Source organism: Luteibacter aegosomaticola (assembly GCF_023078475.1).
In the GTDB taxonomy this organism is placed as follows: domain Bacteria; phylum Pseudomonadota; class Gammaproteobacteria; order Xanthomonadales; family Rhodanobacteraceae; genus Luteibacter; species Luteibacter aegosomaticola.
Genome location: NZ_CP095741.1, coordinates 2,619,826 through 2,635,451, shown reverse-complemented (window position 1 = coordinate 2,635,451; position 15,626 = coordinate 2,619,826). Strand labels below are relative to the sequence as shown.

The window sequence follows — 15,626 nt, the reverse complement described above, 5'->3', positions numbered from 1 at the left end:
CGTTCGCCTCAGGCCGCGGGTGCCGACGTCGTTTCGACGTTGACCAGGAACGCCTTGAACTCAGGCGTCTGCGTGTTCGCATCACCGACCGATGGCGTCAGCGTGTTGGCGCCGTAACCCTTGCGCGCCTGGCCGGTAAAGCCCCAATGGATCGGGCACCCGATGACGTGGGTCGGCTTGCCATCGACCATGAGCGGTTTGATGCGCTTGGTGACATACGCCTTGCACACGACTTCGCCGCGCTTGGACGAGACCTTGACCCAGCCGCCCTGGGCGATCCCTTTCTCCTTGGCCAGTGCTTCGCCGATCTCGACGAATTCCTCGGGCTGGAGGATCGCGTTGATCAGGGCGTGCTTGGTCCAGAAGTGGAAGTGCTCGGTGAGGCGGTAGGTGGTGGCGACATAAGGGAAATCGCCGGGCTTTCCGAAGTTGGCGCGGTCGTGGTCGAACACGCGAGCCACCGGATTCGCTCGCACCTTCGGGTGCAGCACGTTTTCCACCGGCGATTCCATCGGCTCGTAGTGTTCGGGGAAGGGCCCTTCGGCCATCAGGTTGCGTGCGAACAGACGAGCCTGTCCTTCGGCGGTCATGATGAACGGGCCATCGTTGGCCGAGGGCTTTTGCGTCACGACGTAGTCGGGTACATCGATGCCCACCCATTTGCTGCCATTCCACTCGACGACCGGCTTCTCCGGGTTCCACGCCTTGCCGTCGGGATCGGCGCTGGCGCGGTTGTAAAGGATGCGCCGGTTAGCCGGCCATGCCCACGCCCAGTTCGGCGCGATGCCTTGCTCACGCGGGTCGGTGGCATCGCGACGAGCCATCTGGTTGCCCTTTTCGGTGAAGCAGCCGGCGAAGATCCAGCAACCGGACGCGGTGCTGCCATCGTCGTGAAGCTGGCCGAAGCCATCGAGCAGGGTGCCCGCCTTGGAGGTGATGTTGGTGACCGGATCGGTGACGTCGCTCAGGAACTTGCCATTCATCTCCTTGGCCAGCTCTTCCGGATCCGGCTCCCACGGATCGAGGTATTTCCAGGTCATGTTCATGAGCGCGTCCGGGAAGGCGCCGCCTTCCTTCTTGTAGAGCGCGCGCAAACGCTGGAACAGGCCCGACATGATCCACAGGTCGGACTTGGCGATGCCCGGCGGATCGGCCGCCTTCCAGTGCCATTGTAGCCAGCGAGCCGAGTTGACCAGCGAGCCGTTTTCCTCGGCAAAGCAGGTGACCGGCAGCTGGAACACCTCGGTCTGGATCTCTTTGGATTTGGCTGGGTTCTGCGGGCCGAAATCCTGCCAGAAGCGCGAAGTTTCGGTGTCCAGCGGGTCCATCGTGACCAGGAACTTGAGCTTGCTTAGGCCCGCGCGGATCTTGCCGCGGTCCGGGAACGCCTGCAGGGGGTTGAAGCCCTGGCAGATGTAGCCGGTCATCTGCCCGTTGTTCATCATCTCGAACGCCTTGATGACGTCGTACAGGGGCAGGTCGAGCTTGGGCAACAGATCGTAAGCCCAGTTGTTTTCCGCAGTGGCCGCATCGCCGAACAGCGCCTTCATCAGGCTGACCGTCATCTTGCGGGTGTTCTGGTAATAACTGGTCTGGCCCGGACGCAGCGGTTTGAATTGCCGCGTCTTCATGTATTCGTCGAAGCTGGTTTCCTTGTCGGTCGGCAGGTTGAGGTAGCCCGGCATCTGGTTCGACAGCAGGCCGACGTCGGTAAGGCCCTGGATGTTCGAATGCCCACGCAGCGCGTTCATGCCGCCGCCGGCTACGCCGATGTTGCCCAGCAATAGCTGCACCATGGCCATGGCACGGATGTTCTGCGCGCCCACGGTGTGCTGGGTCCAGCCGAGCGCGAACAGGCTGGTCATGGCCTTGTCGGGCGCGGACGTGGCGGCGATCAGCTCGCAGATGTGCAGGAACTTGTCCTGCGGCGTGCCGCAGATGCGCGAGACCATCTCGGGCGTGTAGCGGGAAACGTGCTGTTTCAGCAGGTTGATGACGCAACGTGGATCCTGCCAGGTGTCGTCGGCCTTCGCGAAGCCATCCTCGCCGATCTCGTAGTCCCAGCTGGCCTTGTCATAGCTGTGCGTCTGGTCGTTGAATCCGCTGAACAGGCCATCGGCAAAGGTGAACTCGTCCTTCACCAGCAGGCTGGCGTTGGTGTAGTTCCTGACGTACGAGTGCTGGATCTTGTCGTTCGTGAGCAGGTAATGCATCAGCCCGCTGAGGAACGCGATATCGGTGCCCGGACGGATGGGCGCGTAGTAGTCGGCAACGGAAGCCGTGCGCGTAAAGCGCGGGTCGACGACGATGAGCTTCGCACCGTTTTCGATCTTGGCTTCAATCACCCATTTGAAACCACACGGATGCGCCTCGGCGGCATTGCCACCCATGACGATCACGACGTTGGCGTTCTTGATGTCCTGCCAGGTGTTCGTCATCGCACCGCGACCGAATGATGGGGCCAGACTGGCCACCGTCGGTCCGTGTCAGACGCGCGCCTGGTTGTCGAACACCACCATGCCGAGCGAGCGGGCTACCTTCCACGTGAGGTAGGCGGTTTCACTGGAAGCAGCCGAGGCGGCGAGCATGCCCGTGCTGGTCCAGCGGTTCACCGTGGTGCCGGCCGCGTTGGCCGCGATGAAGTGTTTGTCGCGGTCGTCCTTCATCAACCGCGCGATGCGGTCGAGCGCGAAATCCCAGGAGACTTCCTTGAATTCCGTACCGCCGGGCTCTCGGTAACGAGGCGCCTTGAGCCGGGTGGGGGCATGGACGATATCGAGCAGGGCCGAGCCCTTTGGGCACAGGGTGCCGCGGTTCACCGGATGGTCCGGATCGCCCTCGATATGGATGATGTTCGATTTGGCGTTCTTCGCCTTGTCGCCCATGCTGTAGATGAGGATGCCGCACGCCACCGAACAATACGTGCAGGTGTTACGCGTTTCGGTGGCGTGGGTGAGTTTGAAGGGGCGGACGGCGGCGGCTTGTGCCACCCCCGATGCCCCGAAACCGATCATGCCGAGGCTGGACGCGGCCAACCCCATGCCTGTCAGCTTGATGAACTCGCGGCGGGTAAGTGCCATCGCAAGAACTCCGTTGGAAACCTGGCTGGACTACCGCTCCCCGATGAGGGTGGCGGGCACTGGCTTGTGTTCCTTCAGGGATGGCGCGGGGGCGCCGCCCATCCTCGGTTGAAGTTACCACGATCCTACCGGGGCCGTTTGGGGCTTTCGTGCACAAAACGCGCCTGCTGTAGTGGTAATTATTCGTTAAGGCTGGCTTTGGCTCGCTGCTCAGCTGTGAAGGATGCCGAAGGTGCCGGCTACAAGACCGACAAGCAGAGCGGAGCCCATGAAGAACGCAAAAAGCCAGTTGGGCATGTCGCGGTGGGGTGCAGAAGGATGGGTGTGGGGTGCTTGCATGGAGCCTCCTAGTAGAGCCAGCCGAAATGGACGCCTGAGTAGCAGAAAGCGCTCATCGCCGCGAAAGCGGAAGAGCACAGGAGCAATTTGTAATGGGTAAGCACGGCTCGTGTCTTGAGACGAACGGACAACATGTCGGTTGGGAATATCAAACCGCATAGTGGAACGATCGCGTTCAAGACCAGCATGAGCGCAGCGAGAGATGTCGCGAAGCCTGAGCTCTCGTGGTTAAACCGTTGTAGCGCCTCATCTCTCTCGTAAAGGGCCGCGGCTGCGAACAGCAGCGCGGCCCAGGAAAGCTGGCCATCCTTGATGAGTCGCATCGGCGATAGATCCCGCTTGTGTCTGGCATCGGCCAGCCCATGGACAAGACTGACCAGCACCAACGGCGCAGCCAGTGGCAGTGCGATATTTCCGAGAATCCAACCTAGTCCGCCATCCGCCACGTACGACTCTCCACACCATCAGCACGCGTCGATGGTGGCAGGTCGGTGTGCTTCATAAAGGCTTGGGACGCGAAGAGCGCCTAAGTCCTACACGTCTTGTTGGGCTCGCCCTAGCCGGCGAAACAAGGGGCGAGCCTTGTTCCCGATGGGACGCTAGACCGTCACCACGACCCGGCCGATGTGCTCGTTTTTCTCGAGGTACCGGTGCGCTTCGACGATGTCGGCGAAAGCAAAGCTCTTTGCGATGCGCGGTTTCAGCGCCCCGCTGGCCAGGCCCTCGCTGATGAAACGCACGGCCGCGGCTTGGCGCACGGGGTCGGTCGTGGTGCCGAACAGGTTGTAGCCACGGATTACCGGCTCGCGCGGAATCACATCGAGCAGCGGCAAGGGCGTGACACCTTCGGCAAGCGCGCCGTAGACGAACACCGTGCCGCCGTGCGCCATGGCGGCCAGCAAGGTCGGGAACTGGGCGCCACCGACGGCTTCGAAGGCGAAGTCGGCGCCCTTGCCCTGGGTGAGTCGCATGACCTCGGCAACGAGATCCTGCTCGGCCGTGGCGATCACGTGCCGGGCGCCCGCGGCGAGCAGGGCATCGCGTTTGCCGCTGGTACGGGTGAGCGCGATTGGCACGCCGCCGAGCATGTTCACCATCTCGATGGCGCCGAGGCCCACGGAGCTGGATGCCGCGGAAACCAGGACCACTTCGCCGGGCTGCAGGCGCTGGCGTTCCGCGAAGGCACCGAACGGCGTGATGTACGGATTCCAGATGGCGGTGGCTTCTTCGAAGGTCAGGCCCTCCGGGATGGCGACCACCGCATGCGCGGGTGCAAGCACGAGCTCGCCGTACATGCCGTAGTCGTTGAGTGAGAACGCGGGGACGGTGCTGACCCGGTCGCCCACGCGGACGTGACTGACATGGGCACCGACCGCCTCGACGATGCCGGCGCTCTCGTAGCCGAGTCGGGCAGGGAAGCGCACCGGTTCCACGTAAGCGTCGCTGCGCCACATGGATTCCGCGCGGTTAAGGCCGATCGCCTTGACCTGGATGCGGACTTCGCCCGGGCCGGGTGCCGGCACGGCGATATCGCGGAACTGCAACACCTCAGGCCCACCGGCCTGTTCGAACAAAACGACAACGGACATGGAAAGCGCTCTCCGGGTTGGCCGCGAACGGCGGCGATGCCAAAGAGGTGTGCGCAGGACGGGCAAAGAAAAGCGCACTGGTGGTCCGAACTGTGTGGAACGCGGCGACGGTTCTGAACCGCGCTCGCTGACGCCATCCCATGCGCGACACCGGGCTTCCGGATAACCCAAGGTTCCCTGCCATGACGACCCACGACCACACGACACTCTTTTCACCCACCCGGCTCGGCGCGCTGCAACTCGCCCACCGCGTGGTCCATGCGCCCACGACCCGCCTTCGCGCTGACGCGGATCATTCGCCGAGCGCGATGATGGTGGATTACTACGCCCAGCGTGCATCGCAGGGTGGCCTGATCATCACCGAATCCAGCCACCCGTCGTACGACAGCCGCGGCTACGAAGGCGCACCGGGTATTTACACCGAGGCGCACGTGCAAGGCTGGCGCAAGGTCGCCGACGCTGTGCATGCGCGGGGTGGCTCGCTGGTGATGCAGGTGGGGCACGACGGCCGCCAGTCGCATGCCGACCTTGCCGATGGCAACCCGCCGGTGGCGCCTTCGGTGGTGCCGTTCGAAGGGCAGGCACTGACCAGGCAGGGCTGGGTGCCGGTGTCGCCGCACCGTGCCTTGCGTACGGAAGAAATCCCGCTGCTGGTCGAATCCTTCCGCCGTGCGGCGCTGCGGGCGCGCGAGGCCGGGATCGACGGCCTGGAACTGCATGCCGCCAACGGGTACCTCGTGGATGAGTTCCTGCAGGACGGCACCAACCGGCGCACCGATGCCTATGGCGGCTCACTCGAGAACCGCGTGCGCCTGCCGCTTGCCCTGGTCGAGGCTTTCGCCTCCGTGTTCGGTGCCGATCGCGTCGGTGTGCGCGTTTCGCCGAGCGGTACGTGGGGTGCGATTTCCGACAGCGACCCGCAGGCCACGTTCGGTTACTTCGCTGAGCGTCTGAACGCCTATGGGTTGGCCTACCTGCACGTGATCGAGCCGCGCGTCAGTGGCGTCGAAGACATCGCGCCGGGACAGGCGCCGGTGGCGGCCTCGTTCCTGCGGCGAGCATTCAACGGCCCGATTATCGCGGCCGGTGGCTTCGACCGCACCGGGGCCGAGGCCATCGTGCGCAAGGGTGACGCCGACGCGGTCGCGTTCGGCCGCTACTTCACGTCCAACCCCGACCTGCCTGAGCGGCTACGCCACGACTACCCGCTGACACCGTATGTGCGCGACGCCTTCTGGGGCGGCAACGAACGTCACTACACCGATTTCCCCGCCTACGCGGCGGCCTGATTCCCTCCCTGACTCATCACGACATAGGTCCACTTCATGAACAACGTACTCTTCAAACCCGTCCGTCTTGGCCCTTACACCCTCGAACACCGCATCGCCATGGCGCCACTCACGCGTATGCGCTCGGAGCAGCCTGGCAGCCAGCCCGGTGAGCTCATGGCCACGTACTACGACCAGCGCGCATCGCAAGGCGGCTTTATCGTCTCCGAGGCGACTGTCGTCGCGCCCACTGGAGACGGTTACCTCGGCAGCCCGGGTATCTATGCCGACGCCCAGATACCCGGCTGGAAGCGCGTGGTCGATGCCGTGCACGCGAAGGGCGGGGTGATCTTCCTCCAGCTCTACCACGCGGGCCGGCAGTCCCACGTGGACATGCAGCCGGATGGTTCACTGCCCGTGGCGCCGTCGGTCGTCGACGGCTACGAGGGAGTGGCCTATACGAAGAACGGCTGGGTACCTGCCTCGCCGCATCGCGCACTGGCCGAGGCGGAAGTCGTCGGCATGGTGGAGCAGTTCCGCCTGGCGGCCGAACGCGGCAAGCAGGCCGGATTCGATGGCGTGGAGATCCACGGGGCCAATGGGTACCTGATCGACCAGTTCCTGCAGGATGGTTCCAACCAGCGCAGCGACCGCTACGGCGGCTCGATCGAAAACCGCGCGCGCTTCCTGCTCGAGATCACCCGCGCCGCGATATCGGTGTGGGGCAAAGAGCGCGTGGGCGTGCGGCTCGGTCCCAGCGGCAGCTTTGGTGGCATGCATGATTCCGATCCGGAAGCGCTGTTTACCTACGTCGCCGCCGAGCTGGACGCGCTGGGCATTGCTTATCTCCACCTGATCGAACCGCGTGTGCTCGGTAACGCGGAGGATGCGTCGAAGGATCAGAACCCGCTCGCCGCTCGCATGCTGCGCAAGGTATTCCATGGCACCCTGGTGGCGGCTGGCGGCTTCAAGCCGGAAACGGCGGCGAGCCTGGTGGAAGAGGGCACGGCGGATCTGGTCGCATTCGGCCGCTATTTCATCTCCAACCCCGACCTGCCTGCGCGCATCGCGCAGGGCTGGCCGCTGGCCGACTACGATCGCGATACGTTCTACGGTGGCACGGCGGTAGGCTATACCGACTACCCTGCATATGCCGCCGCCACGGCCTGACAAGGCGCATGACCATGGACAGCCTCAGTTCCTTCACCACCTTCGTCCACGCGGCGGAAACGCGCAGTTTCACCGACGCGGGCCGGCGGATGGGGCTGTCCGCCTCTGCCGTGGGAAAGACCATTGTCCGGCTCGAGGCGCACCTTGGCGTGCGCCTGTTCCACCGTACGACGCGCAGCGTATCGCTCACGCCCGAGGGCGAGCGCCTGCTGGAGAGCTGCCGCCGGATCCTCGCCGAGGTGGATGCGGTAGAGAGTGAGCTGGCGGGCCAGCATGCCGCGCCGAAAGGCAAGCTGCGGGTCACGCTACCGCAACTGGGCAGGTTGTTCGCACCGGCGATGGCAAGCTTCCTCCAGCGCTATCCCGACATCGAACTGGATCTCGACTTCAGCGACCGCCTGGTCGATATCGTCGACGAAGGATTCGACCTAGCGGTACGCACCGGTGAAGGGGTGGATTCGCGGTTGATGTCGAAGCGGATTGGCGTGTACCACCTGGTGCTTGTGGCGTCGCCGGCGTATCTCGCGCGCGCTGGTACGCCCATCGTTCCGGCGGACCTGCGAGCCCATGCCTTGCTTCACCACCGGTACCCTACGACGGGCAAGCTCGAGCCGTGGCCTATCCGCCGGGCGACAGGAGAGCAGGAGCTGGCGCTCCCGGTCGCAGCGGCAGCGAGCACCCTGGCCCCCTTGCTGGAGATGGCCGAAGCCGACGCGGGGATCACCTGCCTCCCGGACTTTATCGTGCAGCACAGCGTGCGTGACCACCGGCTCGTGCGCGTCCTGGACGAGCACATCGAGCATGCGAACGTTTTCCGTGCCGTCTGGCCGTCCAGCCGGCACATGCCGCCCCGGCTGCGTGCCTTCATCGATCACCTGGCCGCGTCGCTGTTCCCCGTTTCGGCGGGCAGCTAAGCATCCCCCTATCCAACGGCCCCTCGGGCCGCATACCATCGGGCGGACCGGTATCCGGCCAAGGGGGCCGCACCCGGCAAGGGGAGCCAGCATGGATCGTTGCCACGGCGCCGGAAGGCGCGTCAGGGATACCGCGTGCGCCGTGTGCGCCAGGTGCTTCGCATGAGCCGCCACGCGAAACGCGTGAGCGAGCGTTGGACCGACGCCCTCAGTCGTGTCGGCTGGGATGATTTCGAAAGACGGGTGGGGGCGTACTACGCCAGCCAGGGCTACCGGGTGGAACACACCGGCACAGGGCGCGGTACCGGCCAGACCGATGGCGGCATCGACCTCAAGCTCTACAAGGACGACGCGTTCCTCGTCGTGCAGTGCAAACACTGGAATGTCCTGCAGGTGCCGCACAATCCGGTGCACGAGCTGATCGGGGTCATGCATACCGCCGGTGCGACGGGGGCCATCCTCGTTACCTCCGGTGAGTTCACCCGGGCGGCGATCGAATCCGCATCACGATTTCCGGGCATCACGCTGATCGATGGTGCGAGCGTCCGTTTGATGATCGGCCCCATCGATGAGGTTGCCCTGCAGACCACCGGCCTGGTGACCGTGCCTCTTTCCGCGGGAGGCCTGCCGCCCATGCCTGCGCGCGCCAGCGGTGTGAAGCGAAAGGATGCGGCGATGTTCGCCGCGGCCATCGCCGCGACGGTTGCCAGCCTTTTTATTTATCAATACCTGATTCGCAAGGCGACCCTGGCGCCGCACGCCGCCCCGTCCCATGCCACAACGGCCGCCGAATCGCGGCCTTTCGCGCACTATGCAACGAGAGAGGCTGCCACGCCGCAAGCGGCGACCGTGCCTGGTAGTCGTGCGGTCACGCAGGACCACCTCCCCCGGACACCGGAGGAGATCAAGGCGTGGGAGCGGCAGAACGCCGAGGCGATGAAGATCCTGGAGAAGACCACGCCGGCACTGCAATCGCCTTAACTGAAAAGCGCTTCCCGTAGTACGGGCCTGCCGGGAAGCATGATGAAGTAAGCAACCAGAGGGGTAGGGGAAGTGAAAGTACGTTTTGTCTTCGCAGGCCTGTTGGCCGTCGCAGCGTCGGTGGCCCATGCGCAGGGTACGGCCGGCAGCATCTTTGGGCACGGGCCGGCCGGCGCGTCTGTCACCGCCACGAGCAGCACCGGCTCGCAGCGTCACGCCGAGATCAATGGCAGGGGCCGTTACACCCTGACGCCGTTGCCGATGGGCGAGTACACCGTCGTGCTTGAGCGGGAGGGGCAGACGCTCGATACGCGCAAGAACATCAAGATCACCGTCGGGCGTGGTGCGCAGGTGGATTTTGCTTGCCCTGAGGATAAGTGCGAGGCGGGCGGCTAATGCCGATCGCGAGCAAGCTCGCTCCTACAACAGCGCATAGGCTCTTGTAGGAGCGAGCTTGCTCGCGATGCACTTGCCTCAGTTACCGCATACCACCCGAAGCGAGAATCAGCTCACCCGTCACCCAGCCCGCATCATCCGACGCGAGGAAGGTCACGATCGGCGCGATATCGCCGACCTGGCCGATGCGGCCGAGCGGGGTCTGGCCTTCAGCCCAGCCCTGGAAGTCGGAGCCGATGAAGCCGGCGGTGTGGGTGCCTTCGGTCTCGACCATGCCGGGGTTAACCGAGTTCACGCGGATGCCGCGCGGGCCAAGCTCGCGCGAGAACACGCCGGTGATCGCGTCGAGCGCACCCTTGGTGCCGGTGTAGATCGCGCTTTCAGCCGGCAGCAGGCGGGTAACCGCCGAACCGATATTGATGATGCTGCCACCCTTGCCGAGATGCGGCGAGGCGGCGCGCGTCACCAGCAGCGGGCCGAGCACATTGGTGTCGAACATGCGGCGGTACACTGCCTCGGTGTTGTTCTCGACCGGTGCGAACTCGTAGACGCCCGAGTTGTTCACCACGATATCCAGGCGGCCAAAGTTCTCGATCGCGGCAGAGACCAGCTTGCCGGCATCGGCTTCCTTGCTCACATCGGCGCCCACGGCCACGGCCTTGCCGCCGGCCGCCTTGATCTCGGCGACGACCTTCTCTGCGCCTTCCTTGCTGGACGCATAGTTCACGACGACGCTGGCGCCTTCCGCTGCCAGCGACTTCGCGATACCCGCGCCAATACCCTTCGATGCGCCGGTAACGATGGCGACCTTGTCTTTCAGCTTGCTCATGGCGTTTCCCTTGATGGTACGGCCGGCTCGACATGAGCCGCCTGCCGCTATCTCTGGGGCCGGCCACGAGGCGCTGTGATACCTCGCGCGGAAAATCAGCTTTGACTGATCGTCACGGATGAGCACTTTCAAGCACTCATAGGTAGCTTCGGGTTCAAGAATTCCTTATGCGGTGTGCCACCCGGACTTACCGCTATGTAGAAACGGTGGCGCGGGGAAAGCGAGACGGCCGTCACGCTTCGCATGGTGCTCCGGCGGGCACGATGAACCTGCCTGGCGTCCCCCCGGAATCCCCCATCGCCAGGCCTGGCGCCGTCCGGTCCATCAGCCGGAACGGCGCTTTTTTTCGCCCGGATGAAACTATTTTTTTGCCTGCCCCCTTGATTCCTGTCCGGGCGCTCATAAACGTACGAGCATAATTCAACTACTGAAGGGTGCTCCCGTGTCCGCTGTCATCGATTCGCCCGCCGTTCCGGCCCGGCGTGCCAAACCGCTCAAACTCGCCGCCGGCGTGGTCGTCCTTGCCGGGGTGCTGGCCTATGGCGCGCACTGGTGGACCACGGGCCGCTTTATCCAGGACACCGACGATGCCTACGTGGGTGGCGATGTCACGGTGATCGGCTCCAAGGTGGCGGGGTATATCCAGACCGTCGCGGTGACCGACAACCAGGCGGTGCACAAGGGCGACCTGCTGGTGCGGATCGATGACCGCGACTACCGCGCTGCCGCCGCCAAGGCAGATGCGGCCGTGGCCGCGCAGGAGGCGGCGTTGCGCAACCTCGATGCGGTAGCGGCCCTGCAGCAAAGCGTGATCCACCAGGCTGAGGCCGCCAAGGCGGCGGCAGATGCGGAGGTCAACCGGGCCCACCTCGACGATGCCCGTTACGGCGATCTCGTCAGCCGGGCTGCCGTGTCCGTGGAAGCGGCTCAGCGTGCGCGTGCCGCGGCGCAGACCGCGACCGCCGATGGTCAGAAGGCTGGCGCCGCGGTCGAAGCCGCGCGCCGCCAGCTCGATGTGATCGACACCCAGAAGCGCCAGGCCGAAGCGGCTCTGGCTCAGGCACGCGCCCAGGCGGATAGCGCCCGGCTCGACCTCTCCTACACCGAAGTCCGGGCGCCCGTGGATGGCACGATCGGTAATCGCCGTGCGCGGGTCGGTGCCTTCGTTTCCGCCGGTAGCCCCATGCTGGCGGTGGTGCCTGCGCATGGCTTGTGGGTGGACGCCAACTTCAAGGAAGACCAGCTTGCCGGGATGAAGGTGGGGCAGGCCGTCGAGGTGCGCGCGGATATCCTGCCCGGCCAGCCGTTCCATGGGCACATCGCATCGCTCGCCCCGGCGACGGGCGCGCAGTTCAGCGTGCTGCCGCCTGAAAACGCCACGGGCAACTTCACCAAGATCGTGCAGCGCGTGCCCGTGCGCGTCACGCTGGATGGCAAGGATGGCGATCTTGGCGTGCTGCGTCCGGGCCTCTCGGTCACCGCCACGATTGATACCAAAGCGCCATGAGCCCCGTTGCCCACCTTACCCCGGGCCAGAAGATCTTTGCCTTCGCCAGCATGTGCGTGGGCATGTTCATCGCGCTGCTCGATATCCAGATCGTCTCGGCATCGCTGCGCGATATTGGCGGCGGCCTGTCGGCGGGTGCCGACGATACGGCCTGGGTGCAGACCAGCTACCTGATCGCCGAGATCGTCGTGATCCCGCTATCGGGCTGGCTCTCGCGCGTGTTCTCGACGCGCTGGCTGTTCGCGGTATCTGCCGCCGGGTTCACGCTCACCAGCCTGTTGTGCGGCATCGCCTGGGATATCCAGAGCATGATCGTGTTCCGCGCCGCGCAGGGCTTCATCGGCGGCTCCATGATCCCGATGGTGTTCACCACGGCGTTCGTCTTCTTCGAAGGGAAGCAGCGCGTCATCGCGGCGGCCACGATCGGCGCGCTCGCGTCGCTGGCGCCGACCCTCGGGCCGACGCTTGGCGGGTGGATCACCGATAACTATTCATGGCACTGGCTGTTCTTCATCAACCTGGTGCCGGGCATCTTCGTGACCGTGGCTGTGCCTGCACTGGTCAAGATCGATGAGCCCGATCTGGGGCTGCTGAAGCTGGGTGACTGGGCCGGCATCGTGCTGATCGCCGTGTTCCTGGGTTGCCTGGAGTACACGCTCGAAGAGGGGCCGCGCTGGAACTGGATGGAAGACAGTGTCATCCGGACCACGGCGTGGACCACGATGATCGCCGGCGTGTTGTTCATCTGGCGGGAGCTCACCGCCGAGCACCCGGTGGTGGACCTGCGCGCGCTGAAGGACCGCAACTTCGCGCTCGGCTCGTTCTTCTCCTTCGTTACCGGTATCGGCCTGTTCGCGACGATTTACCTGACGCCGCTTTTCCTGGGGCGCGTGGAAGGCTATAGCGCTTTCCAGATTGGCAAGGCGGTGTTCTCCACCGGCGTGTTCCAGATCCTGACGATCCCGGTCTACACCTTCCTGGCCAATCGCGTGGACCTGCGCTGGCTGATGATGGTGGGCATGGCGCTATTCGCCATCTCCATGTTCGAGTTCACCCCGATCACGCACGACTGGAGCGGCACGGAGCTGTTGTTGCCGCAGGCCCTGCGCGGCGCCGCGCAGCAGCTCGCAGTCCCGCCGGTGGTGACGCTGACCCTGGGCGGTTTGCCGCCGGCGCGCCTTCGCCATGCCTCGGGCTTGTTCAACACCATGCGCAACCTGGGTGGCGCGATCGGTATTGCTGCGTGCGCCACGATCCTCAACGACCGCACCAACCTGCATTTCCAGCGCCTGGCCGAGCACCTGACTCCCGCGAACGAAGCCATGAACAGCCTGTTGTCGGGCATGGACGGCGCGGCACAGGCCTCGGGCGCGGCGTTGCGCCAGCTATGGCAACTCACCTATCGCGAAGCCCAGACCATGACTTACAGCGATGCCTTCTTTTCCATCATGTTGTGCTTTGTGCTCGCCACCGCCATGGTGCCGTTGATGCGCAAGGTACAGCCCCCGAAAGGTCCTTCCGCCGATGCGCATTAAACTGCTCCCCCTGATGTTCACCACGCTACTTGCCGGCTGCACGGTGGGCCCCGATTACGTGAAGCCCAGCCTGCCGGCGGCATCGACATGGCACCAGCAGGACGCGCTGGATCACCGCGTGGCCGAAGCGCCCGCGCCGGGCCTGGAAGCCTGGTGGCATGGCTTTGACGACCCGGAGCTCAGCACCATCATCGGCCGGGTGCTCGAACAGAACCTTGACCTCGCCGCGTCGGCCGCGCGCGTGCAGCAGGCGAGTGCCGCTGCCCAGCATGCCCATGCTGATCGTCTTCCGGAGGGTAGCCTCGATGCGAATGCGGCCCGGCTGCGCCAGTCGGAACGCAGCCCGCTTGGCAAGCTCGCCAGCGCGACGCCGAACTACGACCGTAACCAGACCTATGAAGATGCTGGCGTCGGCGCGAGCTGGGAGCTCGATCTTGCCGGCGGCCTGCGTCGCGGTGACGAGGCTGCCAATGCGGCATGGCAGGCGGCGGAGGCCACGCACGCGGGCGTGCGGATCACCCTGGCCGCCGAGGCGGCGGATGCCTATTTCCGTGTGCGCGGCGCGCAGGCCCGTATCGCGATTGCCAATGAGCAGATCCAGAACGAGCAGGGTCTGGTCGATCTGGTACGCCTTCGCTTCCTGCATGGCCTTGGGACCGAGCGGGAAGTCGCCCAGTCAGAAGCGCTGCTCCTGCAGGCGCAGGGGACGGTGCCACCGCTACAGGCCGAGCTGGATACCCAGCTCAACCGCCTCGATGTCCTGATGGGCGCGGCGCCCGGCACCTACGCGCGAGAGATCGCCTCGGCGCCGGCAGGCTTCCATATCCCGAGCGTGGCTGGCGCGGGTGGCCCCGCGTCACTCCTGCGCCGCCGCCCTGACGTGATCGCTGCCGAACGCACGCTGGCGGCGAGCAACGCGCGCATCGGCGTGGCGCTGGCGCAGTACTATCCGCAGGTCTCGTTGTCCGGGCTGCTCGGCTTCGCCTCGCTCGATAGCGGCAAGCTGTTCACCGGTTCGGCGTTGCAGTCGCAAGGGGCGCTGGGCCTGCACTGGCGTCTTTTCGACTTCGGCCGCGTCGATGCCGAGGTAAAGCAGGCGCGCGGAGCGAATGCCGAGGCGCTGGCGACGTATCGTGGCTCGATGCTGAAGGCGACCGAGGACGTAGAGAATGCGATCGTGGCGCTCACCCAGCTCGAGGCGCAGCATGCGGTGCTTGAGAACGAAGTGGCCGCGCACACGCGCGCACGTGACGCGGCACAGGATGCTTACAAGGGCGGTGCCGTAAGCTTGCTGGAAGTGCTGGACGAAGACCGCCAGCTACTGGCCTCGCGTGACCTGCTGGCGCGCGTACGCGCTGACGATGCGCGTGCTGCGGTCAGTGCGTTCCGGGCGCTCGGTGGCGGTTGGGATGTGCCAGCCGACAAGGTGGCGGATGTATCGAGGTGAATCATGCGGTATGCGAAAGACCACAAAGAAAAGACCCGCCAGCGCATCATCGAGGTCGCGGCGCAGAATTTCCGCGAGCGCGGGTTTGAAGGCGAGGGCATCGCCTCGGTGATGCAGGGCGCCGGCTTGACCAACGGCGCCTTCTTCAACCACTTCAGTTCCAAGGAAGACCTGGCGCGCGAGGTCGTGGCGTATGCCATGGCCGAGCGCCTGGATTTCCTCAACGAGCGTATCGCCACGGGTGGAAGCACGCAGGCGTACATCGAGTCGTACCTCTCGACCCGCCATCGCGACAATCCCCAGGCGGGTTGCCCCATCGCGACGCTGGTGGCGGATGTGGCCCGGCGCTCCGAGCCGGTCAGGGAGGCGTTCGCCGAAGGCATGGACCGCCTGGTCAGCCGCCTTGCCGAGCAATGGCCGGGGCTGCCCGCGAGCGAGGCGCGGGGTAAGGCGATCGCGCTCTACGCCCTGATCAACGGTGCGCTGCAAATGGCCCGTGCGACCAAGGACAACGCGATGTCCGAAGAAATCCTTGCCTCCGGCAAACAAGCCGCACTATCGCTTTTGTAGG

13 protein-coding genes are annotated in these 15,626 nt (G+C 65.1%); 9 read left to right on the top strand and 4 right to left on the bottom strand.

Translation table 11 applies throughout. From position 1 onward, the window contains the following. Nucleotides 1–8: 8 nt before the first annotated feature. The 3 genes from fdnG to L2Y96_RS11500 all read right to left on the bottom strand — a co-directional run bounded on the left by fdnG (nucleotide 9) and on the right by L2Y96_RS11500 (nucleotide 5,008). Nucleotides 9–2,885, bottom strand: a complete 2,877-nt coding sequence (fdnG, locus tag L2Y96_RS11510) for a formate dehydrogenase-N subunit alpha (RefSeq protein WP_247337017.1) — start codon at nucleotides 2,883–2,885, stop codon at nucleotides 9–11. 542 nt (nucleotides 2,886–3,427) lie between these two features. Then, nucleotides 3,428–3,865 carry a hypothetical protein gene (locus tag L2Y96_RS11505; protein ID WP_247325667.1) on the bottom strand — a complete coding sequence of 146 codons (438 nt, stop codon included), beginning with the start codon at nucleotides 3,863–3,865 and terminating at the stop codon, nucleotides 3,428–3,430. A 153-nt stretch (nucleotides 3,866–4,018) separates the two neighbouring features. Beyond that, complete coding sequence (locus L2Y96_RS11500) at nucleotides 4,019–5,008, bottom strand: zinc-dependent alcohol dehydrogenase family protein (RefSeq protein ID WP_247325664.1); 990 nt, start codon at nucleotides 5,006–5,008, stop codon at nucleotides 4,019–4,021. Between the two features lie 182 nt (nucleotides 5,009–5,190). Between L2Y96_RS11500 and L2Y96_RS11495 the strand changes: the two genes are divergently transcribed. The 5 genes from L2Y96_RS11495 to L2Y96_RS11475 all read left to right on the top strand — a co-directional run bounded on the left by L2Y96_RS11495 (nucleotide 5,191) and on the right by L2Y96_RS11475 (nucleotide 9,737). Then, nucleotides 5,191–6,297 carry an alkene reductase gene (locus L2Y96_RS11495; protein ID WP_247325661.1) on the top strand — a complete coding sequence of 369 codons (1,107 nt, stop codon included), beginning with the start codon at nucleotides 5,191–5,193 and terminating at the stop codon, nucleotides 6,295–6,297. A 36-nt stretch (nucleotides 6,298–6,333) separates the two neighbouring features. Next, nucleotides 6,334–7,446: an alkene reductase gene (locus tag L2Y96_RS11490; RefSeq protein ID WP_247325659.1), complete on the top strand. Its 1,113-nt coding sequence runs from the start codon at nucleotides 6,334–6,336 to the stop codon at nucleotides 7,444–7,446. A gap of 14 nt (nucleotides 7,447–7,460) precedes the next feature. Further along, nucleotides 7,461–8,360, top strand: a complete 900-nt coding sequence (locus tag L2Y96_RS11485) for a LysR family transcriptional regulator (protein WP_247325656.1) — start codon at nucleotides 7,461–7,463, stop codon at nucleotides 8,358–8,360. 162 nt (nucleotides 8,361–8,522) lie between these two features. Next, nucleotides 8,523–9,341 carry a restriction endonuclease gene (locus tag L2Y96_RS11480; protein ID WP_247325655.1) on the top strand — a complete coding sequence of 273 codons (819 nt, stop codon included), beginning with the start codon at nucleotides 8,523–8,525 and terminating at the stop codon, nucleotides 9,339–9,341. 72 nt (nucleotides 9,342–9,413) lie between these two features. Then, nucleotides 9,414–9,737 carry a carboxypeptidase-like regulatory domain-containing protein gene (locus L2Y96_RS11475; protein ID WP_247325653.1) on the top strand — a complete coding sequence of 108 codons (324 nt, stop codon included), beginning with the start codon at nucleotides 9,414–9,416 and terminating at the stop codon, nucleotides 9,735–9,737. An 82-nt stretch (nucleotides 9,738–9,819) separates the two neighbouring features. Here L2Y96_RS11475 and L2Y96_RS11470 read toward each other — a convergent pair whose 3' ends face one another. Then, a complete protein-coding gene (locus L2Y96_RS11470; RefSeq protein WP_247325651.1) occupies nucleotides 9,820–10,566 on the bottom strand; it encodes a glucose 1-dehydrogenase in 747 nt (248 codons plus the stop codon). Nucleotides 10,567–11,008: 442 nt separating this feature from the next. On the opposite strand from L2Y96_RS11470, the gene L2Y96_RS11465 reads away from it, so the two are divergent. Genes L2Y96_RS11465 through L2Y96_RS11450 form a run of 4 tightly spaced genes read left to right on the top strand, consistent with a single transcriptional unit; the run spans nucleotide 11,009 to nucleotide 15,625 of the window. Next, nucleotides 11,009–12,073, top strand: a complete 1,065-nt coding sequence (locus tag L2Y96_RS11465) for an HlyD family secretion protein (protein WP_247325649.1) — start codon at nucleotides 11,009–11,011, stop codon at nucleotides 12,071–12,073. Beyond that, the gene (locus L2Y96_RS11460; RefSeq protein ID WP_247325647.1) at nucleotides 12,070–13,608 is read left to right on the top strand and encodes a DHA2 family efflux MFS transporter permease subunit; all 1,539 of its coding nucleotides are present in this window, start codon (nucleotides 12,070–12,072) and stop codon (nucleotides 13,606–13,608) included. Before L2Y96_RS11465 ends, L2Y96_RS11460 begins: the two co-directional genes overlap by 4 nt. Further along, nucleotides 13,598–15,055 carry an efflux transporter outer membrane subunit gene (locus L2Y96_RS11455; RefSeq protein WP_247325645.1) on the top strand — a complete coding sequence of 486 codons (1,458 nt, stop codon included), beginning with the start codon at nucleotides 13,598–13,600 and terminating at the stop codon, nucleotides 15,053–15,055. The genes L2Y96_RS11460 and L2Y96_RS11455 overlap by 11 nt, the downstream gene beginning before the upstream one ends. A gap of 3 nt (nucleotides 15,056–15,058) precedes the next feature. Continuing rightward, on the top strand, nucleotides 15,059–15,625 hold the full coding sequence (locus L2Y96_RS11450) for a TetR/AcrR family transcriptional regulator (protein ID WP_247325643.1): 567 nt from the start codon (nucleotides 15,059–15,061) through the stop codon (nucleotides 15,623–15,625). Nucleotide 15,626: the final 1 nt, after the last annotated feature.

What these genes read in the sequence shown, in the direction of transcription:
- L2Y96_RS11490 (WP_247325659.1), top strand. Translation starts at nt 6,334, where the DNA reads ATGAACAACGTACTCTTCAAACCCGTCCGTCTTGGCCCTTACACCCTC.
- L2Y96_RS11495 (WP_247325661.1), top strand. Translation starts at nt 5,191, where the DNA reads ATGACGACCCACGACCACACGACACTCTTTTCACCCACCCGGCTCGGC.
- L2Y96_RS11480 (WP_247325655.1), top strand. Translation starts at nt 8,523, where the DNA reads ATGAGCCGCCACGCGAAACGCGTGAGCGAGCGTTGGACCGACGCCCTC.
- L2Y96_RS11460 (WP_247325647.1), top strand. Translation starts at nt 12,070, where the DNA reads ATGAGCCCCGTTGCCCACCTTACCCCGGGCCAGAAGATCTTTGCCTTC.
- L2Y96_RS11470 (WP_247325651.1), bottom strand. Translation starts at nt 10,566, where the DNA reads ATGAGCAAGCTGAAAGACAAGGTCGCCATCGTTACCGGCGCATCGAAG.
- L2Y96_RS11500 (WP_247325664.1), bottom strand. Translation starts at nt 5,008, where the DNA reads ATGTCCGTTGTCGTTTTGTTCGAACAGGCCGGTGGGCCTGAGGTGTTG.
- L2Y96_RS11485 (WP_247325656.1), top strand. Translation starts at nt 7,461, where the DNA reads ATGGACAGCCTCAGTTCCTTCACCACCTTCGTCCACGCGGCGGAAACG.
- L2Y96_RS11450 (WP_247325643.1), top strand. Translation starts at nt 15,059, where the DNA reads ATGCGGTATGCGAAAGACCACAAAGAAAAGACCCGCCAGCGCATCATC.
- L2Y96_RS11455 (WP_247325645.1), top strand. Translation starts at nt 13,598, where the DNA reads ATGCGCATTAAACTGCTCCCCCTGATGTTCACCACGCTACTTGCCGGC.